The sequence below is a fragment of the Mesorhizobium sp. M7A.F.Ca.US.006.04.2.1 genome (assembly GCF_004022915.1).
In the GTDB taxonomy this organism is placed as follows: Bacteria; Pseudomonadota; Alphaproteobacteria; order Rhizobiales; family Rhizobiaceae; genus Mesorhizobium; species Mesorhizobium ciceri.
The window spans coordinates 1-22,699 of record NZ_RZQA01000012.1; the positions used below are offsets into that span (position 1 = coordinate 1).

General features: G+C 63.3%; 20 protein-coding genes and 1 pseudogene. 16 read left to right on the forward strand and 5 right to left on the reverse strand.

Features of this window, described 5'->3' with window-relative positions; all coding sequences use genetic code 11:
* Positions 1–36: 36 nt before the first annotated feature.
* From EN925_RS01555 to EN925_RS01565, 3 genes and pseudogenes are all read right to left on the reverse strand, one after another.
* Positions 37–474 (reverse strand): annotated as a pseudogene (locus tag EN925_RS01555) (ABC transporter permease); the annotation flags it as partial.
* Complete coding sequence (locus EN925_RS01560; protein WP_127384732.1) at positions 471–1,355, reverse strand: ABC transporter permease; 885 nt, start codon at positions 1,353–1,355, stop codon at positions 471–473. The pseudogene EN925_RS01555 and the gene EN925_RS01560, both read right to left, overlap by 4 nt.
* Positions 1,356–1,460: 105 nt before the next feature.
* Complete coding sequence (locus tag EN925_RS01565; RefSeq protein WP_127369270.1) at positions 1,461–2,741, reverse strand: FAD-dependent oxidoreductase; 1,281 nt, start codon at positions 2,739–2,741, stop codon at positions 1,461–1,463.
* A 237-nt stretch (positions 2,742–2,978) separates the two neighbouring features.
* On the opposite strand from EN925_RS01565, the gene EN925_RS01570 reads away from it, so the two are divergent.
* The 6 genes from EN925_RS01570 (at position 2,979) to EN925_RS01595 (ending at position 9,071) form a co-directional block, all read left to right on the forward strand.
* A complete protein-coding gene (locus EN925_RS01570; RefSeq protein ID WP_063167634.1) occupies positions 2,979–4,136 on the forward strand; it encodes a fumarylacetoacetate hydrolase family protein in 1,158 nt (385 codons plus the stop codon).
* A gap of 76 nt (positions 4,137–4,212) precedes the next feature.
* Positions 4,213–4,758, forward strand: coding sequence for a hypothetical protein (locus tag EN925_RS01575; protein WP_064995104.1), 546 nt, complete (start codon positions 4,213–4,215; stop codon positions 4,756–4,758).
* A gap of 322 nt (positions 4,759–5,080) precedes the next feature.
* Positions 5,081–6,016, forward strand: a complete 936-nt coding sequence (locus tag EN925_RS01580; RefSeq protein ID WP_013532868.1) for a substrate-binding domain-containing protein — start codon at positions 5,081–5,083, stop codon at positions 6,014–6,016.
* Positions 6,017–6,130: 114 nt separating this feature from the next.
* Positions 6,131–7,117 carry an ABC transporter permease gene (locus EN925_RS01585; protein WP_013532869.1) on the forward strand — a complete coding sequence of 329 codons (987 nt, stop codon included), beginning with the start codon at positions 6,131–6,133 and terminating at the stop codon, positions 7,115–7,117.
* Positions 7,118–7,120: 3 nt separating this feature from the next.
* Positions 7,121–7,912 carry an ATP-binding cassette domain-containing protein gene (locus EN925_RS01590; RefSeq protein WP_013532870.1) on the forward strand — a complete coding sequence of 264 codons (792 nt, stop codon included), beginning with the start codon at positions 7,121–7,123 and terminating at the stop codon, positions 7,910–7,912.
* 136 nt (positions 7,913–8,048) lie between these two features.
* On the forward strand, positions 8,049–9,071 hold the full coding sequence (locus tag EN925_RS01595; protein ID WP_127370433.1) for a LacI family DNA-binding transcriptional regulator: 1,023 nt from the start codon (positions 8,049–8,051) through the stop codon (positions 9,069–9,071).
* Positions 9,072–9,401: 330 nt separating this feature from the next.
* Here EN925_RS01595 and EN925_RS01605 read toward each other — a convergent pair whose 3' ends face one another.
* Positions 9,402–9,992 (reverse strand): TetR/AcrR family transcriptional regulator, encoded by a 591-nt coding sequence (locus tag EN925_RS01605; RefSeq protein WP_013532873.1) that lies wholly within the window; start codon positions 9,990–9,992, stop codon positions 9,402–9,404.
* A 241-nt stretch (positions 9,993–10,233) separates the two neighbouring features.
* Here EN925_RS01605 and EN925_RS01610 point away from each other — a divergent pair, with 241 nt between their 5' ends.
* From EN925_RS01610 to EN925_RS01620, 3 genes are read left to right on the forward strand one after another with little or no spacing between them, the layout of a single operon-like run.
* Complete coding sequence (locus EN925_RS01610; protein WP_024502614.1) at positions 10,234–10,488, forward strand: hypothetical protein; 255 nt, start codon at positions 10,234–10,236, stop codon at positions 10,486–10,488.
* Positions 10,482–13,658 carry a multidrug efflux RND transporter permease subunit gene (locus EN925_RS01615; protein ID WP_024502613.1) on the forward strand — a complete coding sequence of 1,059 codons (3,177 nt, stop codon included), beginning with the start codon at positions 10,482–10,484 and terminating at the stop codon, positions 13,656–13,658. Before EN925_RS01610 ends, EN925_RS01615 begins: the two co-directional genes overlap by 7 nt.
* A 15-nt stretch (positions 13,659–13,673) precedes the next feature.
* Positions 13,674–14,825 carry an efflux RND transporter periplasmic adaptor subunit gene (locus EN925_RS01620; protein ID WP_013532876.1) on the forward strand — a complete coding sequence of 384 codons (1,152 nt, stop codon included), beginning with the start codon at positions 13,674–13,676 and terminating at the stop codon, positions 14,823–14,825.
* A gap of 22 nt (positions 14,826–14,847) precedes the next feature.
* On the opposite strand, the gene EN925_RS41435 is transcribed toward EN925_RS01620, so the two are convergent.
* The gene (locus tag EN925_RS41435; RefSeq protein ID WP_281040634.1) at positions 14,848–15,273 is read right to left on the reverse strand and encodes a LysR family transcriptional regulator; all 426 of its coding nucleotides are present in this window, start codon (positions 15,271–15,273) and stop codon (positions 14,848–14,850) included.
* Between the two features lie 132 nt (positions 15,274–15,405).
* Here EN925_RS41435 and EN925_RS01630 point away from each other — a divergent pair, with 132 nt between their 5' ends.
* The 7 genes from EN925_RS01630 to EN925_RS01660 all read left to right on the forward strand — a co-directional run.
* Positions 15,406–16,098, forward strand: a complete 693-nt coding sequence (locus EN925_RS01630) for a GntR family transcriptional regulator (protein ID WP_013532877.1) — start codon at positions 15,406–15,408, stop codon at positions 16,096–16,098.
* A gap of 35 nt (positions 16,099–16,133) precedes the next feature.
* Complete coding sequence (locus tag EN925_RS01635) at positions 16,134–17,240, forward strand: mandelate racemase/muconate lactonizing enzyme family protein (RefSeq protein WP_024502610.1); 1,107 nt, start codon at positions 16,134–16,136, stop codon at positions 17,238–17,240.
* Between the two features lies 1 nt (position 17,241).
* Positions 17,242–18,426 carry a mandelate racemase/muconate lactonizing enzyme family protein gene (locus EN925_RS01640; RefSeq protein ID WP_127368703.1) on the forward strand — a complete coding sequence of 395 codons (1,185 nt, stop codon included), beginning with the start codon at positions 17,242–17,244 and terminating at the stop codon, positions 18,424–18,426.
* A 246-nt stretch (positions 18,427–18,672) separates the two neighbouring features.
* On the forward strand, positions 18,673–20,337 hold the full coding sequence (locus tag EN925_RS01645; protein WP_013532880.1) for an ABC transporter substrate-binding protein: 1,665 nt from the start codon (positions 18,673–18,675) through the stop codon (positions 20,335–20,337).
* Between the two features lie 100 nt (positions 20,338–20,437).
* On the forward strand, positions 20,438–21,421 hold the full coding sequence (locus tag EN925_RS01650) for an ABC transporter permease (protein ID WP_181172681.1): 984 nt from the start codon (positions 20,438–20,440) through the stop codon (positions 21,419–21,421).
* Complete coding sequence (locus EN925_RS01655; protein ID WP_027163828.1) at positions 21,418–22,296, forward strand: ABC transporter permease; 879 nt, start codon at positions 21,418–21,420, stop codon at positions 22,294–22,296. The genes EN925_RS01650 and EN925_RS01655 overlap by 4 nt, the downstream gene beginning before the upstream one ends.
* Positions 22,289–22,699, forward strand: a 411-nt coding sequence (locus EN925_RS01660; protein WP_128336291.1) for an ATP-binding cassette domain-containing protein, incomplete at its 3' end; no start/stop codon positions are given. The genes EN925_RS01655 and EN925_RS01660, both read left to right, overlap by 8 nt.

Below are 22,699 nucleotides of genomic sequence, written 5' to 3' on the forward strand. Positions count from 1 at the left end.
GTCCTACATGGACCTCTACGGCCGCTCGCCGCTGGCCGCCACCAATATATGGCCGAGAACGATGGCGACGCGCGATGGCCCCAGACCAACGAGGTTGATGAGGATCAGCAGCGATATGCCGACGATGACGCCCGGGATCAGGATCGGCAGCCTTGCGATGGCGCTGATGGTGGCGGCCAGCGGCGAGCGGCCGTAGAGGTCCATGTAGGACACGGTGATGCCGCACAGCGTCGCACCCGTGGCGGCGATGGCGCCGATGGCGAGGCTGTTCAAGAGTGCAACGGTCAGCGCCGAATTGCCGAACAGCGTCGCGTACCATTGCAAGGTAAAACCTTGCAGCGGAAACGCTGCCTGGATCGAGTTGTTGAAGGAAAACAGCGGGATCAGCAGCACCGGCAGATAGAGAAAGACCAAATAGGCGGCGACATACATGCCGAGCCAGCGGCCACCTCCCTGCGTGCGTGCAGTGCTCATGTGCGGCTGCCAAATCTGCGGTCGGCGAAGCGGGCGACCAGCACCACGCACAGGATGACCAGCATGACGGCGACGGAGAGTGCTGCGCCAAACGGCCAGTCATTGGCCTTGCCGAATTGCGCCTGGATCAGCGTGCCGATCATGGTGCTGGCCGGGCCGCCGACGAGCGCCGGCGTGACATAGTCGCCGACCGTCGGCACGAAGATGACGAGGGCTGCCGCCAGCACGCCCGGCATCGAATTGGGCAGCACGATCCGGCGGAAAGAGGTGAATGGCCGCGCGCCGAGATCGGAAGCGGCCTCGATCAGCGATTTCGGGATGGTGTCCAGCGCCACGTAGATCGGCAGGATGGCGAAAGGCGCATAGGCGTGCGCCAGCGTGACGACGACGGCGGCCGGCGTGTTGAGAAAGGCCAATGTCGGCTCGGACCAGATGCCGCTTTCGATCAGCGCCGAGTTCAAAACGCCATTGTAGGCGAGCACGATCTTCCAGGCGAAGACGCGCAGGAGATAGCTGGTCCAGAACGGCAGCGTCACCAGGAACAGCAGCAGGCCGCGCCGCCGGCCGGCGTGGAAGGCAAGGTAGTAGGCGACGGGATAGGCAGTGACGACCGTCGCCAGCGTGACCAGAGCGGCAATGATCAGCGAGCGCAGCGTCACCGTCCAGTACAGCGGATCGGACACCACGGTGACGAAATTCGCGACGGTGAAACCGGCGCCGAGCAGCGAACCGTCATTGCCGCGGAAGGCGAGGAAAAGCACGAGGCCAAGCGCAAACAGGATCAGCAGCAAGGTGACCAGCGCGCCCGGCAGCAGCATGGCGACCCGGAAGCCCTGGGAAGACCGGGCCTCTGGCGCTGATGTGGCAACTAGGGTCGACATCGACCTGCCTATTGGGAAATTTGAAATTGGCTTAGAGTTTTTCATATTCATGAAACTGTCAAGCAGAATCCCCTAACGGAGCCCCAAGGGGATGAAGCGCCCTGGTCAGCGCTCCAACGCATCGAGCAGGCGATACCAAGCGATGGTCGCGGCGACGCCGACCTGGCGGAAGGCGTGAAACGGGATCGGCCGGATCGGCGAGACCGGGAAAGGCAATTGCCTGGCGTCGCCACTTTGGAGGTAGCTGGCGATGCGCTCGCCAAGCGCAGTCATCAGGCCGACACCACGACCCTGGCAGCCGACCACGGCGAGCAGGCCTTTCTCCGGCTCGTGGATGTGCGGCAGGTGGTCCGGCGTCATCGCAACCCGGCCGAACCAGCGCTTCTCGATGGGAACGCCGGACAGCGAGGGATAGAGCCGTACCAGCGCGTGCTCGAGATGCGCCCAGTCGCCGGCGCTCGTCGGCAGCGCCATGCGGCCCCGTCCGCCAAGCACCAGCCGGCCGTCGGCGCTCTTGCGGTAGTAGACGAGGATGCGCCTGGAGTCCGACACCGCCTGCCCTTCCGGCAGGATCGTGGCCGCCAGATTGGACGGCAGCGGCGCTGTGGCGATCTGAAAGGAATGCAGCGGCACGATCGTCTGGGCGAGACCGGGGATCAGACCGTCCGTATAGGCGTTTGTCGCCAGCACGACCGCCTTTGCCTGCAATTCCAGGCCATTTTCGATCAAAATACGCCAAACACCGGCGGCATTGGCGAGCCGCACGACCCTTTGGCGCTCTGCTATCCTCACGCCAGCCGCGGTCGCGACCCGGGCAAGTTCAGACGTGTAGGCGAGCGGATCGATCACACCGGCGCGGCGGTCGAGCCAGCCGCCGAGATAACCCTGTGCGCCGGTCCTGGCTGCGGTCTCCTCTGCGTTCAGCAACCGGACGTCGGCACCGCGCGCGTGCCATTGCCGGTCGCGGTTCGTCGCCGCCTTCAGCGCGGCCCCGGTGTGCGCCGCCTGGATCCAGCCATTTCGAACGAACGGCACCGCCAGCTTCTCGTCGCGGATCAGCTCGAACACCGCGTCGGCGGTCGACGCCGCGAAATTGACAAGCGCCTCGCCGCGCTCCGGGCCAAAATGCTCCAGCAACCATTCCGGATCGTATTTCAGGCCGGGAATGACCTGGCCGCCATTCAAGCCTGATGCGCCCTGGCCGATCTCGCCGGCGTCCAGCACCTGCACCGACAGGCCAAGCCGGGCGGCATGCAAGGCAGTCGACAAGCCCATGATGCCACCGCCAACGATGGCGAGATCGACCCGTTCGCCATTGGGAAGCGATTGAAACGTGAAAGCTGCCTGCGGCCTGCGCCAGATGGGATCGGAGAATGCTGTCGCCAAGGGTCACCTGAATGCGCTGCGATTGGTGAAAATCCTAGTCAGAATTTCACAATTTTGAAAGAGCACCATGGCTTTCGCCTGTGGACTGCCGCCGAGACGACCGGAGACCCAGAGTTCCGATCGCCTGCGACGGGATAGACCTTTGATGGGAATCCGGTGAAAGTGCCACGCCGATCCGGCTAGCCCACATTGTCGATCACTTCACCACATTGTCGATCACTAAGAGGACAGAGCGCCATGACGAACCCGACCCACCTGCCCAGCGAGGGCCTTTTTGTCGGACGCGCCAGAAGCAGCGGTGCTGCATACCCGCTGGTCGTCACGGTTCGCGATGGCACGGTCTTCGACATCACCTCGCGTACGGCACCGACCATGCGCGACCTTTGCGAGATGGCCGACCCGGCTGGGCATGTCCGCTCGGCCGAAGGCAGACCGATCGGTTCGCTCGATGACATCGCCGCCAACAGTTTTGAAACTGGGCGCGATCCAGCAAAACCCTACCTGCTCTCCCCGGTCGACCTGCAGGCGGTCAAGGCATCGGGCGTCACCTTCGTCGTCAGCCTGCTGGAACGGGTGATCGAGGAACAGGCGCGTGGTTCGGCTGAAAAAGCCGATGCCATCCGCGCCGACATTGCCGGACTGATCGGCCACGACCTGTCGAAGCTGAAGCCCGGTTCGCCCGAAGCGATGGAGATCAAGGCCAAGCTGATTTCGCGCGGCGCCTGGTCGCAATATCTGGAAGTGGGCATCGGCCCCGATGCCGAGATCTTCACCAAGTGCCAGCCGATGGCCTCGGTGGGCTTCGGCGCCGATGTTGGGCTGCACCCGGTGTCGACCTGGAACAATCCGGAACCCGAGATCGCCATGATCGCCGCCTCCAGCGGCAGGATCGTCGGCGCCACTATCGGCAACGACGTCAATCTGCGCGACGTCGAAGGGCGTTCGGCGCTGCTGCTCGGCAAGGCCAAGGATAACAATGCCTCGGCCTCACTTGGCCCCTTCATCCGCCTGTTCGACGAGAAATTCTCCATCGATGACGTCAAGCGCGCCGTCGTGCGCCTGAAAGTCGAGGGCGAGGACGGGTTCTCGCTGGAGGGCGCAAGCTCGATGGCCGAGATCAGCCGCTCGCCGGAGGAACTGGTCGCCGCGGCCATGGGGCCGCACCACCAGTATCCGGACGGGCTGGCGCTCTATCTCGGCACCATGTTCGTTCCGTCCAAGGATCGCGGCGAGAAGGGCAAGGGATTTACCCACAAGGTCGGCGACATCGTCACCATCTCGTCGGAAAAATTCGGCGCGCTGGTCAACCGCGTGCAGCTGTCGCCAGACTGCCCGCACTGGACCTACGGCGCCAGCCATCTGATGCGGGAGCTGGCGAAGGCCGATCTTATTTAGCCAAGCCTTGGCCCAGGGCCACCATCAACGCAATGTTGGCGCCTTATTACTCGTGACCTCGTCGGACTGGAATCCAATGACGATACTTGATGTTCGCCGGCACACCATGAGGCGCAAGCCTGGCGCGCACCTTTCTCGAGAAGGAATCGAACTAGCGCGGTTTGTAGCCCAAGGGGCTGACTCTTATGAACTTGTTGTCACAAGCGAAATTCCACGGGCAATCGAAACCGCAATTGCGATGGGTTTCGAAGTAAATGAGTTGATTGCCGAACTTGGAATTCTTCCCAAAAATATACTCGAAACGATCTCGTGGCCGAGCCCGTTGGCGGAGGTAGAACGTGTACTCCGATCGGACGTAGACTGCATTGCATTTGCTAACACCCAAGTGCGACTGTGGACGAGCATAGCTGCCCGAGTTCCCAACGAAGCGACGGGCTTATTGGTGACGCACGGTGGGATCATCGATCTCGGCGTTGTCGCGTTCCTGATGGCCAGCAAACGTCCTATCGAGGGAGAAGCCATCGGATACTGCGAGGGGCTCCGATTAGAGTTCACCAGCGGAAGACTCACCAATGCCGAAATGCTGCGAGTGCCCGAGCATCTGCATTTGTCGGATACCTAACGGAACAAATCGCCTTGCTCGCCTGGCGGCCGATCGGCTGTGGAGCAACCTGCGCGCCGACCATGACGAGGACTATCTGCTCGGCTAGCCTCGACATCAATTATCCGACAGTCGGAAAATCACCTCAACTGATGCAATCTGATGGGACGGCTGATGACGCCCCGTCAGGCGCCCACTACACCTGCAGATGGAGGCCTGGCAGATGGAGGCTTGCCATCCGTCGAAAAAGGGGATGCTCTGACGCATTCAATCGGCACTGGCAAAAGACGCAGAACAAGGGAACGGATTTTGAACTGACGATCTACAAACGGGAGGAAATCAAATGCTGACACGGCTAAGACTCGTTCTATACGGCCTGTTGGTGGCGCTGATGGTGGTACCAGCAGCGGCACAGGCCAAGACGTTCTACTGGATTTCGCATGGCGGTCCGGCCGATCCGGTCTGGACCTACTTCCTGGCCGGCGCCAAGCAGTGGGCCAAGGACACCGGCAACACGGTCAACACCTCGTTCCACAACGGCGATGTCGCCTCGCAGCAGGAAGCGGTTCGCGCCGCCCTCTCCGCCAAGGCCGATGGCATCGTCACCACGAGCCCCGATCCGGGCAGCCTGATCGAGATCGTCAAGGAAGCGCGTGCGGCGAAAGTGCCGATCATCAATTTCAACACGCCTGATCCGAAAGCCGATTTCAACGCCTATGTCGGCGGCGACAATGTCACCTTCGGCAAGCATTGGGCACAGTATCTGGTCGACAAAGGCCTGGTGAAGAAGGGCGACTTCGTCTGGATGCCGGTCGAAATCCCCGGCGCCACCTATGGCGTGCAGGAAGAGGAAGGCATCAAGAGCGTCTTCGAGCCGCTCGGCATCACCTATGAAATCACGGAAGCGACGCTTGATCAGGCTGAAGTGATCAACCGCATGGTCGACTACCTCACGGCGAACAAGGCCAAGGTCAAGGCGATCATCGGCCTAGGCGACCTCGTCACCGGCTCGATCAAGCGGGTGTTCGACCAGGTCGGCATCAAGCCGGGCGAAATCCCGGTCGTCGGCTGGGGCAATTCGCTCGACACCACCCAGGAAGTGCTGAACGGCTATGTCAATGCCGGCCAGTGGCAGGACCCGCAGGCGACCAGCTATGTCGCGCTTTCGCTGGCCAATATGGCCGCCGGCGGCATTCCTCCGGGCTTCAACGTCATCACCGGCGCGCTCTATGAAAAAGACACCGCGCAGATCTACGACGACATCCTGTCCGGCAAGTAACATCCAATCTCAACAGTCGCGGCCGCCCAACGGTCGCGACTGGCTCTCCATTTCGCCGAGCCCTTCGCACGCGATGTGCAACGCTCAGCCTTCCACTCATGTCGCGGATTGCCTGTGGAAAATCATTCGCTCGTCCCACGCCTGATCGCACGGCCGGAATTCGGCCCTTTCGTGCTGCTCGTCGTCGAGATCGCCGTTTTCTGGAGTTTCAACCACGACTTCCTGTCGCCGCAGAACATCTCCAACACGCTGGCTTTCACGGTCGAGCTCGGCCTGATCGCGCTGGCGATGACGCTGTTGATGACGTCCGGCGAGTTCGACCTCTCGGTCGGCTCCCTGTTCGGCTTCTCGCCGGTCTTGATGTGGACCCTGTTCAACAGCGGCCTGACCTCGCTCGAAGCCGGCTTTGTCGCCGCGCTGCTGGTCGCCGCCTTCATCGGGCTGGTCAATGGCTGGTTCGTGACGCAGCTCAAGATCCCATCCTTCCTGGTGACGCTCGGCATGCTGCTGGTGGTGCGCGGCACCGCCCTTTTCGTCACCGACGGTTTTCCCCAGCGCACCTGGAGTGCGGAGGGCAGCTGGCTGGCGGAAGCGCTGGTCGGCGACTTCTTCATCGGCCCGTTCCGCATCTACATGTCACTGTTCTGGTTCATCGCCGCGGCGATCGCGCTCGGCTATGTGCTGACGCAAAGCCGCACCGGCAACTGGATCCAGGCGGCCGGCGGCAACCCGAGCGCGGCGCGGGCGCGCGGCGTCAATGTCAGCGGGGTCAAGATCGGCCTGTTCGTGCTGTCGTCGGTCATGGCCTCGCTTGCCGGCGTCATCTCTTCGTTGCGCACGTCCGCCGCCAACCCCAACAGCGGTACCGGCTATGAGTTGGAAGTCATCGCCATGGTGGTGATCGGCGGTACCGCACTTACCGGCGGGCGCGGCACGATCATCGGCACCGTGCTCGGCATCCTGATCCTGCGCGTGATGCGCAACGGCATCGTGCTGATCGGCGTGCCTGGTCTTGCCTATAACATCTTCATCGGTGCCATCATCCTCGGCATGATGGCACTGCATTCATGGCTGGAACGCCGGCATCAGGCGGGGACTTGAACCATGGCCGAGCCACTGATCCGCATGACGAACATCCGCAAGTCCTACGGCCGCGTGCAGGCGCTGGAGGATGCCAATTTCCATGTCAATGAACGGGAGATCGTCGGCTTGCTCGGCGACAACGGCGCCGGCAAGTCGACGCTGATCAAGGTGCTTTCGGGTGCCGTTCCGCTGACCAGCGGCGATATCTTCATCCGTGGCAAGAAGGTGAGCCTGCGCAGCACCAGCGACGCCATCGCCCATGGCATCGAGACGATCTACCAGGACTCCGCACTGGTCACGCAACTGTCGATCGCCCGCAATCTGTTCCTCGGACGCGAGCCGATCAAACCGCCGCGCTTCCTCAACCGGATGGACCAGGAGGCGATGAACACGGTTGCCCGCGACCTGCTCAAGCAGGTCGGCATCTCGAAGAACATCCCGCCGACGACGCCGATCGGTTCGCTCTCCGGCGGCGAGCGTCAGGCGGTGGCGATCGCGCGCGCCATGCATTTCGACAGCGACCTGATCATCCTCGACGAGCCCACCAACAATCTGGGCGTCGCCGAAACACAGGGCGTGCTGAGTTTCGTGCGCAGCGCCCGCGATTCCGGTCACTCCTGCATTTTCATCGCCCACAACATCCACCATGTCTTCCAGGTGGTCGACCGCATCGTCGTCATGCGCCGGGGCAAGGTGGTCGCCGACGACATCGACCCGAAGACGACCAGCGTGGCGGAGGTAGAGCGGATCATCACCGGCATGTCGGACAAGGAAATCCGCGATGCCATCACCGATGGCAAGCCGTCGCACTGACTGTCGGGTGATGGCGGCAATCACCGCTGCCTCAGATCGCATCGCTTGTCTGGCGCGGCATCGCAGGGCGCATAGGTAGCGGCATGAAAGCCACCGTTTCGGATATCGTCCGCAATTGCGGGCTGTGGGTAGCGGCATGAAAGCCACCGTCTCGGATATCGCCCGCAATTGCGGGCTATCGACCGCAACGGTCGACAGGGTGCTGAACAACCGGCCGGGTGCGAGTGCGGCCAACCGCCAGCGCGTCATGGAGGCGGCCAAGCAACTCGGCTACCTGCCGGTCGCTGATCAGGTGACGCTGCCCTCGCGGCCCGCCCATCTCGAATTCCTGCTGCCGATCGGCAGCAATGCCTTCATGCGCGATCTCGCCGGGCATATCGAGGACTACGCCGCGCGTCTGCCGCTTGTCGCCTCGTGCCGGATCCACAATCTCGCCGGTATCTCGCCGAACGCGCTGCAGAGCGCTGTCGAAAACCTGTCGCTCAGGGCCAATGGCGTTGGCGTGATCGCTGTCGATCATCCGCGTACGCGCAACATCCTGCGCGACATCGTCGAAGCCGGCATGCGTCTGGTGACGCTGGTGTCCGATGTTCCGACGGCACCGCGCGCGGCCTATGTCGGCATCGACAACAGGGTGGCGGGACGAACGGCGGCGCTGCTGATGGGACGCTTCCTTGGCGGCCGCACCGGCCATCTGGCGATGGTCGTCGGCTCACGTTCCTATCGCGGCCACGAGGAACGCGAGATGGGTTTCCGCTCGGTGCTCAATGAGGAGTTTCCCAATCTGACCGTCAGCAGCGCCGTCGAGATCAACGACGAGCCCGATGCCGGCTACACCGAGACCATGAAGGCACTGCACGACGAGCCGGAGTTGCTCGGCATCTATTGCGTCGGAGCTGGACATTCGGGCGTTGCAAAGGCGATCCGCGAGGCCAGGCCGAACCACAAGCCGGTGTTCATCTGCCACGACCTGACCAAGGACACGCGCGGTCATCTCGTCGACGATCTCGCCGATGTCGTCATCGACCAGAATGCGCGGCTGATCGCCGAGCAGTCGGTCATTCGCCTGCTCGGCTCGATTGCCTCCTCCGCACCCTATCTGACGCGCAAGTTCATCGAACCGCGCTTGATCTTCAGGGAAAACGTCCCGGTGCAGTGAAGCAGGCGGCCTGCAAAAATGCCTGTTGCCGGATTTGTATGATAATTGGCACGGCAAATCTGCACAGCAGCTATGCAAGTTTCTTTGTTGCCGAATCGTTGGGCAACTCGTAGGTTCTGGTTGTCGGCCATCTACTCCTCCCAGATGCGATGCCGACGCTGAATGGGGTGCACCTCCTCCCGCGCCACATTCGAAAATCGAGCCCGCTGCCACCTCCTCCCGGCAGCGGGCTTTTTTCGTTTGGCCGCCGGAGTTTCCATACCGCCTGGGTCAAAGGCGTACGCGGCCCTCCGTCATAGAGCCGTAACCCGCCAACAATCGTGGCGGATCTCAACCGGCGGCAGCGCCCCGGAACGAAACGATCAGCCCTTCGGCCATGCGCACGAACTGGGTGCTCGGACCTTCGGTACCCACGGTCTGCACGCTGACACGCGCGCCCTCGAACAACAGCGACAGCGTATCGGCGAGCAGTTCGGCCTGACCAATGCCGGCATCCCGACATAGCGTCACAAGGCGCGCGCGCTGGGCTTCCTTGAGCTCCTTGATCACCAGCCTGGCCGGATGGTCCGGCTCGGTCAGCTCAGCGGCGGCGTTGGCCATGTCGCAGCCGCGGCCGTCCGCATTGAGCATGGCAGCCGCCTTGCGAACCCAGGCATGCAGTTGGGCAAGCTTGTCACCAGGGAATTCGGCCTCGAATGCTTCCCACATAGCGCCGGCCTTGGCCGCATTGGCGCGCAGGCATTCGACGATCAGTTCGTCCTTGGATTCGAAGTGACGATAGAGCGTCATCTTGTTCGTGCCGGCAGCTTCGGTGATGGCGTCGACGCCGACGCCCTTGATGCCATGCTTGTGGAACATGTCGCGTGCCGTCTCCAGGATCCGATCCCGGGGACGAGAGCGCTCCACGATGCCGTCTGCCATCATGATCTCCTTTCGTTTCCAAAAAACCCTCGGCCACCTCTTGACTAGGGTGTTACCGGTCTGTAACTTCCAGAATGTTACTTACTGGTAACACCTATATCGTCCACCGTCAATAACAAGGCCGTGAACGGCCCTGCCAGACGAGAGGGGCGAGAAACTGCCAATCATGCGGCCTCGGCCGGTGAAGAGATGAAAACGGTTCGCGAGCACGGGCTGCGAATCGACAGACAAGGAGCCGGCCATGCCACAGCGCCGCGATCTTACCATAGATGAAGCCGTCCGGGATCCGATGATCCGGCTGGTCATGAAAGCCGATGGCGTCGACCCGCGCGCCTTCGAGACGATGTTGCGCTCGCTCGCCGATACGCAGCGTGGCGAGGTGCCGTTGCTGCGTTCGCGGGACGGCCTCGGTGACAAGCGCGGCCAAAGGCTGTCCAGGGTTGCCAGCGCCTTCGGGCGGGCAACAGCAGCCGGAGAGGCGTGCGTGTCGTGGTAAACTTTTTCATTCACCGTCCGATCTTCGCCTCGGCGATCGCCATCATCATGGTGCTCGCCGGGTCGATTTGTTATTTCCTGCTGCCCGTCTCGCAGTTTCCCGACATCACGCCGCCGCAGGTCGTGGTCAGCGCCCATTATCCGGGCGCCAGCGCACAAGTGGTGGCCGACACGGTGACGACGCCGCTGGAGCAGCAGATCAACGGCGTGCAGGGCATGACCTACATGTCGTCGACGAGTTCCAATGACGGCTCCTCGACCATCACCATCACCTTCGATGTCGGCTATTCGCTGAGCACCGCCGCCGTCGACGTGCAGAACCGCGTCTCGCAGGCCGCCTCGTCGCTGCCGGCGATCGTCAACCAGGGCGGCGTGACGATCAAGAAGCAGAATCCGAACTTCGTCCTGATCGTCAACCTGACTTCGCCCGACAGTTCGGTCGATCCGGTGGCGCTGAGCAACCTTGCCTATCTGCAGGTGGTCGACCCGCTGAAGCGGCTGCCCGGCGTCGGCGACGTGCAGATCTTCGGCGAGCGGCGCTATTCGATGCGCGTCTGGCTCGATCCCGACAAGCTCGCCAATCTCGGCATCACCGCCGTCGATGTGCAAAACGCCATCGCCGAACAGAACGTCCAGGTGGCGGCCGGCAAGATCGGCCAGTCGCCGGCACCCGCCGGCACCGCCTTCGAGATGCAGGTCAACGCCGTCGGCCGCTTGAGCGATCCCAAGGAATTCGGCGACATCGTCGTGCGCGCCAACACCGATACCGGCTCGCTGGTCAGGCTGCGCGACGTCGCCCGCATCGAACTCGGCGCGCTGCAATATTCGTCGTCTGCCTTCTTCGGTAAAGACCCGACCGTGGTGCTTGCCGTTTACCAGATGCCCGGCTCCAACGCGCTCGATCTGCAGCAGCGCGTCAAGGACAAGATGCAGGAGCTGTCGGGCCGTTTCCCGAAGGGCGTGTCCTATGCGATGCACTACGACACCACCCGTTTCGTCTCGGCGTCGATGCATGACGTGCTGATCACGCTCGGCGAAGCGCTGGTGCTGGTCGTCGCCGTGGTGTTCCTCTTCCTGCAAAGCTGGCGCACGACGATCATCCCGACCATCGCCATTCCGGTGTCGCTGGTGGCGACGCTGGTCGTCATGGAGATGCTCGGCTTCTCGCTCAACATGCTCTCCCTGCTCGGCATGGTGCTGGCGATCGGCCTCGTCGTCGACGACGCCATCGTCGTGGTCGAGAATGTCGAACGACAGCTGGAGGCCGGGCTCAAACCGCTTGCGGCGACCAAGGCCGCAATGACCGAGGTCACCGGCCCGATCATCGCCACCACCGCGGTGCTGATGGCGGTGTTCGTGCCGGTCGCCTTCATTCCCGGCGTCTCCGGCAAGCTCTACAACCAGTTCGCACTGACGGTGGCGATCTCCGTCGGCATCTCCGCCTTCAACTCGCTGACGCTGAGCCCCGCGCTCAGTGCCGCCTTCCTGCGGCATCGCGGCGAAACGCAGTTCGCCCCGTTCCGCTGGTTCAACACCGGCTTCGACAGGCTGTCGCACGCCTATGCCAATGGTGTGCGCATCCTCATCCGTTTGCGCTGGATCATGCTCGGCCTGTTCGCGGCGGGGCTGGTCGCCACCTACTTCGTCTGGCAGCGCCTGCCCTCGACCTTCCTTCCGGTCGAGGACCAGGGCTATTTCTTCGTCGTCATCCAGTTGCCCGACGGCGCATCGCTGGAACGCACCGACGCGGTGGCGCAGAAGGCACGCGACATCCTGCAGGCGACGCCCGGCGTCGACATCGTCGGCTCGATCAGCGGCCTGAACTTCCTGACCAGTGCCGCGCAATCGAATTCGGCGGTCGAATTCGCCATCCTGAAGCCATGGGAGGAGCGGGGCCCCGACCAGAGCGCATCGAAGCTCGTCGCCGATGTGCGCGGCAAGCTGATGCAGATCCCGGAAGCCTTCGCGCTGAGCTTCGATCCGCCGTCGATCCCCGGTATCGGCACGACGGGCGGCTTCGAATTCGTCGTCGAGGATCTGACCGGCCGCGGCAGTTCAGCCCTCAACGATGCGACGCAAGCCGTGATCGCCGAGGCGCGCAAGCAGCCGGAAATCAACCCGCAGCAGCTGTTCTCGCCGTTCTCGACCTCGACGCCACAGTTCAACTACGACCTCGACCGCAGCAAGGCCAAACTGCTCGGCCTCAACCTGCCCGATGTCTTCAACACGCTGCAGATCTATCTCGGCTCGCTCTACGTCAACGACTTCAACCTGTTTGGCCGCACCTTCCGGGTGACCATCCAGGCCGACAAGGATGCACGTGCAGGTGCCGCCGACATTTCGCGGCTCTATGTGCGCAATGCCTCCGGCGGCATGGTGCCGCTCTCGACGCTGGGCAAACTCGTGCCCTTCGTCGGCCCGGAGACCGTGCCGCACTACAACAACAATGCCTCGGCCTCGATCAATGGCGGCGCCGCACCGGGCTTTTCCTCCGGCCAGGCGGTTGCCGCCATGGAACGGGCCGCTGCAACCGCGCTGCCAAGGGATTTCGGTTTCGAATGGACCGGCATCACCTTCCAGGAGCTCAAGGCAGGATCGATCGCGTCCGTCGTCTTCGGCCTCGCCATTGTCTTCGTCTTCCTGATCCTGGCGATGCAGTATGAGAGCTGGGCGATGCCGTTCATGGTGCTGTTGGCGGTGCCACTGGCCCTGTTCGGCGCCTTCGCAGCGTTGTTGCTGCGTGGCATGCAGATCGACGTCTACTCGCAGATCGGCTTCGTCATGCTGATCGGCCTGGCGGCCAAGAATGCGATCCTGATCGTCGAATTCGCAAGGCGACGGCGCGAGGAAGGCCTCAGCATCGTCGACGCGGCGATGGAGGCGGCACGGCTCAGGCTGCGGCCGATCCTGATGACGGCCTTCGCCTTCATCCTCGGCGTGCTGCCGCTGATGTTTGCGACCGGCGCCGGTGCGGCAAGCCGGCAGTCGATCGGCACCACCGTGTTCGGCGGCATGGTCGCGGCGACCATCCTGTCGCTGGTGTTCGTGCCGGTGTTCTACGCGGTCATCGAACAGCTGCGTGAACGCCGCGGCAAAGACGAGCCCACCTCTCAAGACAATGAACCAACTGCTGAGCACGCTTTACCGCCCCTGGCGGAAGCGGCCGAATAAGATTGGAGACTGATCATGCGTAAATGGAAAATCGCGTTGGGAACGGCTGTCGCGCTGGGTGCGATCTCGGTGGCCAGCGTCCACCTGCTCGATATGGGCAATCTCAGCCTCAATGCCGGCACGGCAGGTGCGGCGCCCGCCCCGGCGGCGTTCGTCATGCCGGTGCCGGTGGTCAGCGTCGTCAAGAAGACGATCCCGATCTACCTCGACTATGCCGCGCGGACAGAGCCGATCCGCAGCATCACCTTACAGGCGAGGATTCCCGGCTATCTGCAGGAGCAGACCGCAGCCGACGGCGTCGACGTCCGGCAAGGCGATCTTCTCTACAAGATCTCGCCTGACGACTTCCAGGCGGCGCTCGACCAGGCCAAGGCCCAAGTGCAGCGCGACACGGCGACGCTCGACTATGCCCGCTCGAATCTTGGTCGCGGCACCGAGCTCGCCAAGAGCGGCTACCTCGCCAAGGACGGCTTCGACCAGCGCACCAGCACCTTGCGCGAAGCGCAGGCATCGCTGGCGCTGAACCAGGCGGCGGTCCGCACGGCAGAGCTCAATCTGAGCTACGCTGAAATCCGGGCGCCGTTTGCCGGGCGCCTTGGCCGCAACCAGGCCTCGGTCGGAACGCTGGTCAGCGTCGCCGGCACCGTGCTCAACACGCTGGTGCAGCTCGACCCGATCTACGTCACCTTCAACCCGAGCGAGACGGATCTGACCGAGATCGAGCAAGCCCGTGCGAACGGCCCGATCGAAGTGGATGTCCTGCTCCCCGGCCAGACCGAGGCAAGCCAGAAGGGCGAGCTTACCTTCATCGACAATTCGGTCGACCGCTCGACCGGCACGATCACGGCGCGCGCGACGATCGGCAATGGCAAGTTCACGCTGCTGCCGGGCCAATATGTCCGTGTCCGGCTGCATGTGAGAGAGCAGGCCGATGCGCTGATGGTGCCACAGACGGCGCTGGGCTCAAGCCAGCTCGGCAAATATCTCTATGTCGTCGGCAAGGGCAATACGGTCGACCAGCGGCTGGTTTCGCTCGGACCGACGAGCGGCGATCAGGTCGCCATCCTCAGCGGCGTCGCCGAGGGCGACCAGGTGATTACGGGCAATCTGCAGAAGATCGGCCCCGGAGCGCCCGTATCGCCGATACCGGAAAAGCCGGCCACCTGAACACCCCCGTCAGGATCCGGCTTCAGCGCGGCGCCCCGGCCTTCCCACAGGTCGCGGGCGCCGCTCGACTGAGCAGTTCCACCAGACCGGCAACATCGGCCCGGTCGGCCTTGGCCGGCGGCATGAATGCACAATAGGGGTGCCCGAGGTGCACCGAGACGAGGAGAGCGCAATCAGCCGACCGGCCTCCAGATCGGCGTGCGCCATGACCCGCTGGCCAAGCGCGATGCCCAGGCCGAGCCTTGCCGAGGCGATCGGCGTCGGTGAGCGCGATGCGGTTGCCGCTGCGCACGAACAGCTGCTTGCCGAACCAGGTTTCGAGATTGCGTATCTGCTGGCTGACCGCTGCAGAGGACACGCCGAGTTCAGAGGCGGCCAGAGTGAAGCTGCCGGCACGGGCGGCAACTTCAAAAGTCTTGATCGCATTCAGCGGCGGCAACCGTTCCACAGCGGCTCCATATGACTCGCCAGGGGGAATTTCGAAACGGTCTCAGCAGCGTTGGCCAATCAATTGAGATAGCCTCTTGTTAGATTGTCGACAATCTGCTTGTCTTGCTTTCGGTTTCCTGGGAGTGGCCGAATGGCGAAAGCGGATTTCAGTCCGATCGCGGACACGACGCGACGCGCCGAGATCGTTGCGCTGTTGCGGCGCGCGATCCTGACCGGGCAGCTCGCACCCGGCCAGAAGCTCAACGAACTGCGGATTTCCGAACAGATGCGGGTCAGCCGCGCGCCGCTGCGCGAGGCGATGCGCGAGCTGGTCCAGGAAGGCATCCTGACCAGCATCCCCTATGCCGGCACCTTCGTCATCGAGGTCACAGCCAAGGACATCGACGATGCCTATTCGTTCAACAAGGTGATGGACGAGCTGGCCATCGAGCGGGCGTGGCCGCTGCGTGACCAGCGCTTCTTCGACGAGCTCGATCGGCGCCACGAAGCCGTGAAGCAGGCGACCCGCGCATTGGACACGACACGCCAGATCGAAACCGCGCTGCAACTGCATGGCCTGATCTACGAATGGGCCGACAATTCGGTGCTGCTGGAAACCTGGCAGCGGCTGACCAGCCGGCTGCAGATGTATTTCGCGCTCCACCAGCATGCCCGCAACGAGCCGGTGCCGGCCGAAGACGTTCACGAAACCTATGTGCGGTTGCTGAAGGGCAAGGACATGCGTGCGGCCCAGTGCCATGCCAGGGAGCATATCGATCTCGACTTCGAGGAGTTGCTTGCCTACGCCCGCGGCCTCGAACAACGCCCATCGAGGGGCGCCTGACCCGTTCCCAACACCACAGACAGCGGACAAGACACGTGCAGATCGAGACCATCAAGGCCTACCACGTCATGCAGCCCTTCGTTGACGGGCCATACCGCATGTCGAAGGGGCGCGAGGCCGACGCCTTCGACGCCGTGATCGTGTCCATGACATCAGACAGCGGCATCACCGGCTGGGGCGAGATGGCGCCGCTCGGCAATTTTTACTCGGCCGCCTTCCCCGCCGGCGTTCGCGCCGGCGTGGTCGAGATCGCGCCGCATCTGATCGGCCGCGATCCGCGCGGGCTGGCCAGCATCGGGCGGCTGATGGACACGGTGTTCAAGGGCCATCCCTACATCAAGTCGGCGCTCGACATGGCCTGCTGGGATCTGGCGGCGCGCGCAGCCGACGTGCCGCTGGTCACGCTGCTCGGCGGCAAGGAAAGCGACACCGCGGAACTCTACAAGGTCGTCACGCACGGGAGCGTCGACGCCATGGCCGCGCTGGCCAAGCGCATCGTCAAGGACGGCTTCCACCGGCTGCAGGTCAAGGTCGGCGGCAATGTCCATGACGACATCGAACGCGTCATCGCGGTTGCCTCCTCGGTGCCGAAAGGCACGGTCATCTTCTGCGACGCCAATGCCGGCTGGACTCCCTATCAGGCGCGCCAATTCGCCGATGCCACGCGCGCCATCGACTACACGTTCGAGCAGCCCTGCACCACGATCGATGAAAACATGTCGGTGCGCCGCATGCTCGACAAGCCGATGGTGCTCGACGAATCCGTCACCTCGCTCGAGGCGATGCTGGAAATTCATCGCCTGGGCGCGGCCGACGGGCTGACGCTGAAGATCTCGCGCCTTGGCGGCGTGACGAAGACGCGCCAGATCCGCGACATTGCCGTCGACCTCGGCTTCATGATCACGGTCGAGGACACGGGCGGCGCCGAGATCGACACCGCGGCGATGGCGCATCTGTCGCTGTCGACGCCGGAAGAGCGCCGGCTGCACGCCATCGCCTTCCATGAATGGGTGACGGTGCGCACGGCATCGAACATGCCACCGGTCACCGGCAGCCGCATGGGCATTCCAGACGGGCCGGGTCTCGGCATAGACGTCGTTCCCGATCTGCTCGGCGCGCCGTTCTTCGAGGTCGGGCGCTGAGATGAAAATCCGCAGCATCAAAGCCACGCCGATCAATCTGCGCCTCGAAGCGCCCTATGCCTGGGTGTTCGGCGAACTCGACGGATTTTCACCGACCGTCGTCGAAGTCGAGACCGAGGATGGCCTGGTCGGCCTCGGCGAAGCGCCGACGCCAGCGGCGGCCGCGATCATCAATAATGTCCTGGCGCCGCGGCTGGTCGGGCGCGATGCCTTCGACATCGCCGGCGCCGAGCATGTCTGCCTGCCCTTTTGGACCGGCGTGCAGTCGATCAACGACCGCACGCGCATCATGGCTTTCGGCGCCATCGAGATGGCTTTGTGGGACCTGCGCGGCAAGGCGTGGAACCAGCCGCTCTATCAGTTGCTTGGCGGCGCCGTACGCAAGGATATCCCGTTCACCGACTATTTTTCGCTGCGCGGTGATGGGCCAAATGTGAAGGGCGAGACGACGCCCCAGGAAGTCGCCGACTATTGCGTCGAATTGCACGAGACGCATGGAACGACTTTCTTCGAAGGCAAGTTCTCGACCGAAGATCCGAAAATCTCGCTCAGGATGGTCGAGCTGATCCGCAGAAAACTCGGCGACGATGCGATGATCCGTATCGATTCCAACCAGGCCTATTCGCTCAGCACCGCGCGGCGGCTGGCGCGCCCGCTGGAAGAATTGGGCGTGCGCAACTGGGAGGATCCGGTGGCGACCATCGAGGAGATGCGCGAGTTGCGGCGCCATTGCTCGATCCCGTTCTCGACCCACAACATCGACATTGCGCGCGCCATGGAAACCAAAGTGCCGGACGCCTTCGTCGGCAACCCGACGACGCATGGCGGCATCGGCCGGCTGTTGCGCTTCGTCGGCGCCTGCGAGCATGCCGGGATCGATTTCTGGTGCTACAGCGGCGACAGCGGCATCGGCAGCGCCGCCTATCTGCATCTGTGCGCGGCACTCGGCTGGATCAGGGAGCCGAACCAGTCGCTGTTTCGCATGCTGCCGATGGATGTCACCGAGGAAGGACCGTTTTCGCCGAAAAACAATGTCGTGCGCGTTCCGGAAGGTCCCGGTCTCGGCGTCACCTTGTCGCGCGAAAACCTCGCTGCCTGTCACAGAGACTTTACCGAGAAAGGACCGTGCAACAAGTATCATGACCCGGCAAAGCCCGGAACCTATCGCCGTTTGCCGCTGAACTAGATGACGGCTAGCGGCCAAGACCGACGGCCAGACACGAGAAGCCAACCGCCGCGATTTCGGTCGGGAAGGTTGGACAAAGACGGTGGAAGCCGTGCAGCCACAATCCCGAGCGTCCACGCCACGACTGGATGGACCGGACAAAACCGCATGCTAAAGTTCCGGTAGACAGGCCTCCGGTGCCGGGAAAATGGAGCAATCCACGAAAATTTCGTCAACCATAAGAAATAGGGGAAAGGGTAAAAACCCATGAGCAAGAACCACAGCATTCTCGACCTTATCCGGCGCAATCGCACGCCGCTTGAAAATCACCTGATCGACGGCCTCGTCGACGGCCGTGTCAGCCGCCGCGACTTCGTCCGTCACGGCAGCCTGCTCGGCCTGTCGCTGCCGCTGCTGGGCCGCATAGGCATGGCCGCCGGCCTTGGCGGCATGCCGTCGCTGGCGCGCGCCCAGGGCGCGCCGGGCGCCACCATCCGCGTCGCCAGCAGTGTGCCGGCGGCGACGATCGACCCGGTCAGCATTGCAGACGCCGGCGGCCTGCTGATCATGCAGCAGGTTGCCGAATTCCTTTGCGTCGACGGCCCCGATCTGGTGCTGCAGCCGGCCTTGGCCGAAAGCTGGAAACCGAACGACAACGGCACGGTGTGGACCTTCAAGCTGCGCAAGGGCGTAAAATTCCACAGCGGCGGCGAGATGAAGGCCGACGACGTCGTGGCCAGCATCGACCGCCTTGCCGACCCGGCCAACTCGTCCAATGCGCTGTCGGTGTTCACCGGCATCCTGCAGAAAGGCGCTTCAAAGAAGGTCGACGACTACACGGTGGAATTCCACCTCGATGCGCCGAACGGCAACTTCCCCTACATGCTGTCGTCCGACAACTACAACGCCGTCATCATCCCGGCGAGCTACAAGGGCGACTACGAAAAGAGCTTCGACGGCACCGGGCCGTTCAGAATTGAGAAATACACGGCAAAGGTCGGCGCGTCCTTCGTCCGCAACGAGGACTATTGGGGTCCCAAGGCCTTGCCCGAGCGCACCGAATTCACCTTCTTCACCGACATGCAGCCGCAGATCCTGGCGCTGCAGGGCGGACAGGTCGACATCATCAACCAGATGCCGGTGTTGGCCGGCGTCGCTCTGCTCAACGATCCGAACATCGACATCATCAGCCTGAAGTCGTCGGCCCATCAGCAGCTGCACATGCGCTGCGACGAGGGTCCGTTGAAGGATGCGCGCGTGCGCCGAGCCATTGCGCTCTGCCTCGATCGCGACAAGCTGGCCGCCGGCCTGATGAAGGGACGCTCCGCCCTGGGCAATGACAGCCCGTTCGCCGCCGTCTATCCTTCGACCGATACGAGCGTGCCGCAACGCAAGCAGGATATCGCCCAGGCCAAGCAGCTCATGGAAGCAGCCGGCCTTGGCCAGGGCTTCAAGATAACCCTGACCACCGAACGCTACCTGGAAATCCCCGAATACGCCCAGCTCATCCAGAACTGGGTCAAGGAGATCGGCGTCGAGCTCGACCTCAACATCCTCGACCAGAGCGGCTATTACGGAGACGCGGTGTTCGGCAAGTCGAACTGGCTGGATTCGGTGATGGGCATCACCGACTACGGCCACCGCGGCGTGCCGAACGTCTATCTTGCGGCACCGCTGAAGAGCGAAGGCACCTGGAATGCGGCGCATTTCAAGAACAAGGACTATGACGCGCTGGCGACCAGCTACATCGCAGCACTCGACCTCGAGGCGCAGAAGGCCGACGCCGGCAAGATCCAGAAGCTGTTGCTCGAGGAAACGCCTGTTATTTTCGGCTATTTCTACGACTATCTGACGGCGACGGCGAAGGGCGTGGCCGGCGTACAGCCGACCGCCATGTCGCAGCTGTTCCTCGACAAGGCATCGAAAGCCTGAACTAACTCTTTGTTGGAGCATGACCTTTTCCGAAAACCGGTCCCCACTTTTCGGGATCATGCTCAAAGGGAAAGCCAATCCTCTAACAGCCAGCTCCCGCATGGGGCTGGCTCCACAAGGAGTCTTAGCCATTCTCTCCTTCCTTGCCCGGCGTGTCTCGCTGTCGCTGGTGACGCTGTTCCTGCTCAGCATCATGGTGTTCCTGGGCGGCCAGGTGCTGCCCGGCAATGTCGGGCGCGCCATATTGGGTCCGTTCGCCGACCAGCGCGCGGTCGACGCGCTCAATCACACGCTCGGTGTCGATCGCCCGCTGCTGGCACAGTACTGGGGCTGGATCTCCAATTTCGTCCAGGGCGACATGGGCACGTCCTACATCTTCCGCTCGCCGGTCGCGCCTTTCGTCATCGATGCGCTCGGCAATTCGATGAAGCTGGCGGCGGTCGCCTTCGTGCTGGTGGTACCGATCGGCATCCTCGGCGGCGTCGTCGCCGCGCTCAACCTCAACCGCCCGCTCGACCGCATCATCAGCCTCGGCGGTCTGTCGGTGACGGTGCTGCCGGAATTCGTCACCGGCATCATCCTGATCCTGATCTTTGGTGTCTGGCTGCGCTGGCTGCCGATATCGGCCGCATGGCCGCGCGACGCCGGCTTCTTCACGCAGCTCTACTACCTGATCCTGCCGTCGCTGCCGCTGTTCCTGGTGCTGTTCGGCTACATCGCCCGCATGGCGCGCTCCGGCATGATCGAAGCGCTCGATTCCGACTACACGCGAACGGCCGTGCTGAAGGGCCTGCCCTGGCGCACGGTGATCTGGCGCCATGTGCTGCGCAATGCGCTGCTGCCGACCATCACCGTTATCGCCACGCAGACCGGCTACCTCATCGGCGGCCTTGTCGTCATCGAAACGCTGTTTCGCTACCAGGGCATCGGCTCGCTGATCTTCACTGCCGCGCGCGGCAAGGATTTCCCGATGCTGGAATCCGGCATCCTCACCATCGGCATCGTCTATGCCGTGGCCACTCTTGTCGCCGACTTCCTCTACTCCGTGCTCAATCCGCGCATCCGGCTGGGGTCAGACCAATGAGCACCATCCAGACCACCTCCTCGACACCCGACGACACGCGCCCGCGCGGCCCGCTGGCCGAGGTCTTCTTCTCGCTGCTGCGCTCGCGAACATTCCTTGTCGGTTTCGCCATCGTGCTGTTCTGGGTTGCCTGCGCGCTGTTCGGCGAGCACTTCGCACCCTACGACCCGCTCGCCGACGACATCATCAACGCGCTGGCGCCGCCTTCTTCCGAACACTGGTTCGGCACCGACCAGATCGGCCGCGACGTCTTCTCGCGCGTCATCGTCGGCTCGCGCGACATCCTGACCGTCGCCCCGCTGGCGACCTTGCTGGCGACAGTGGCCGGCACGGCGCTCGGCCTCGTCACCGGCTATTTTCGCGGCCTCGTCGACGATGTCGTCAGCCGAATCCTGGAAGCCTTCATGGCGATCCCGGTGGTCATCGTTGCGTTGCTGGCGATCGTTGCGCTCGGCACCTCGAAGACGACGGTCATCGTCGTCATCGGCTTGAGCTTCGCGCCGATCATCGCGCGCACCGTGCGCTCCGCGGTGCTGGCCGAGCGTGAACTCGACTATGTCGCTGCCGCGCAGCTAAGGCATGAAAGTGCCCTGCATACGATGTTCGTCGAGATCCTGCCCAACGTCATTCCGCCGATCCTGGTCGAAACCACTGTGCGGCTCGGCTATGCCATCTTCGCCGTCGCCACGCTCTCCTTCATGGGTTTCGGCATCCAGCCGCCCTCGCCCGACTGGGGGCTGTCGATCTCCAACAATTACGGCATGATCGGCGGCGGCTTCTGGTGGACGGTGCTGTTCGATGCGCTCGCCATCGCCTCGCTGGTCATCGGCGTCAACCTGGCCGCCGACGGCGTTCACGGAGCGCTCAATGACTAACTCCGCCAAGGCCGAAAACGCACTCGAAGTCACCGATCTTTCGGTTGCCTACCGCGTCGCCGGCCGCAACCGCGCCGTGCTGCGTAACCTCAGCCTCACCATCGGCCAGGGCGAAGCCTATGGCCTGGTCGGCGAATCCGGCTGCGGCAAATCCACCGTGGCGCTTACGGTGGTGCGCTATCTGCCGAGAAACGGTTCTATCACCGGCGGCACGATATCGCTCGACGGCCAGAACGTGATGAAACTCGACGCCGAGGCGCTCAGGCGGGCGCGGGCCGAAGGCGTCTCCATGGTCTATCAGGACCCGGGCAAGGCGCTGAACCCGTCGATCCGCGTCAGCCGTCAGTTGACCGAGATTTTTGAACTCGGCGGCATTTCGGGACAAGCGGCCACCGACCGGGCG

Coding starts and splice junctions, on each gene's coding strand:
- EN925_RS01560 (WP_127384732.1), bottom strand. CDS start 1,355: ATGTCGACCCTAGTTGCCACATCAGCGCCAGAGGCCCGGTCTTCCCAG.
- EN925_RS01570 (WP_063167634.1), top strand. CDS start 2,979: ATGACGAACCCGACCCACCTGCCCAGCGAGGGCCTTTTTGTCGGACGC.
- EN925_RS01575 (WP_064995104.1), top strand. CDS start 4,213: ATGACGATACTTGATGTTCGCCGGCACACCATGAGGCGCAAGCCTGGC.
- EN925_RS01580 (WP_013532868.1), top strand. CDS start 5,081: ATGCTGACACGGCTAAGACTCGTTCTATACGGCCTGTTGGTGGCGCTG.
- EN925_RS01590 (WP_013532870.1), top strand. CDS start 7,121: ATGGCCGAGCCACTGATCCGCATGACGAACATCCGCAAGTCCTACGGC.
- EN925_RS01595 (WP_127370433.1), top strand. CDS start 8,049: ATGAAAGCCACCGTCTCGGATATCGCCCGCAATTGCGGGCTATCGACC.
- EN925_RS01605 (WP_013532873.1), bottom strand. CDS start 9,992: ATGGCAGACGGCATCGTGGAGCGCTCTCGTCCCCGGGATCGGATCCTG.
- EN925_RS01610 (WP_024502614.1), top strand. CDS start 10,234: ATGCCACAGCGCCGCGATCTTACCATAGATGAAGCCGTCCGGGATCCG.
- EN925_RS01620 (WP_013532876.1), top strand. CDS start 13,674: ATGCGTAAATGGAAAATCGCGTTGGGAACGGCTGTCGCGCTGGGTGCG.
- EN925_RS01630 (WP_013532877.1), top strand. CDS start 15,406: ATGGCGAAAGCGGATTTCAGTCCGATCGCGGACACGACGCGACGCGCC.
- EN925_RS01640 (WP_127368703.1), top strand. CDS start 17,242: ATGAAAATCCGCAGCATCAAAGCCACGCCGATCAATCTGCGCCTCGAA.
- EN925_RS01645 (WP_013532880.1), top strand. CDS start 18,673: ATGAGCAAGAACCACAGCATTCTCGACCTTATCCGGCGCAATCGCACG.
- EN925_RS01650 (WP_181172681.1), top strand. CDS start 20,438: ATGGGGCTGGCTCCACAAGGAGTCTTAGCCATTCTCTCCTTCCTTGCC.
- EN925_RS01655 (WP_027163828.1), top strand. CDS start 21,418: ATGAGCACCATCCAGACCACCTCCTCGACACCCGACGACACGCGCCCG.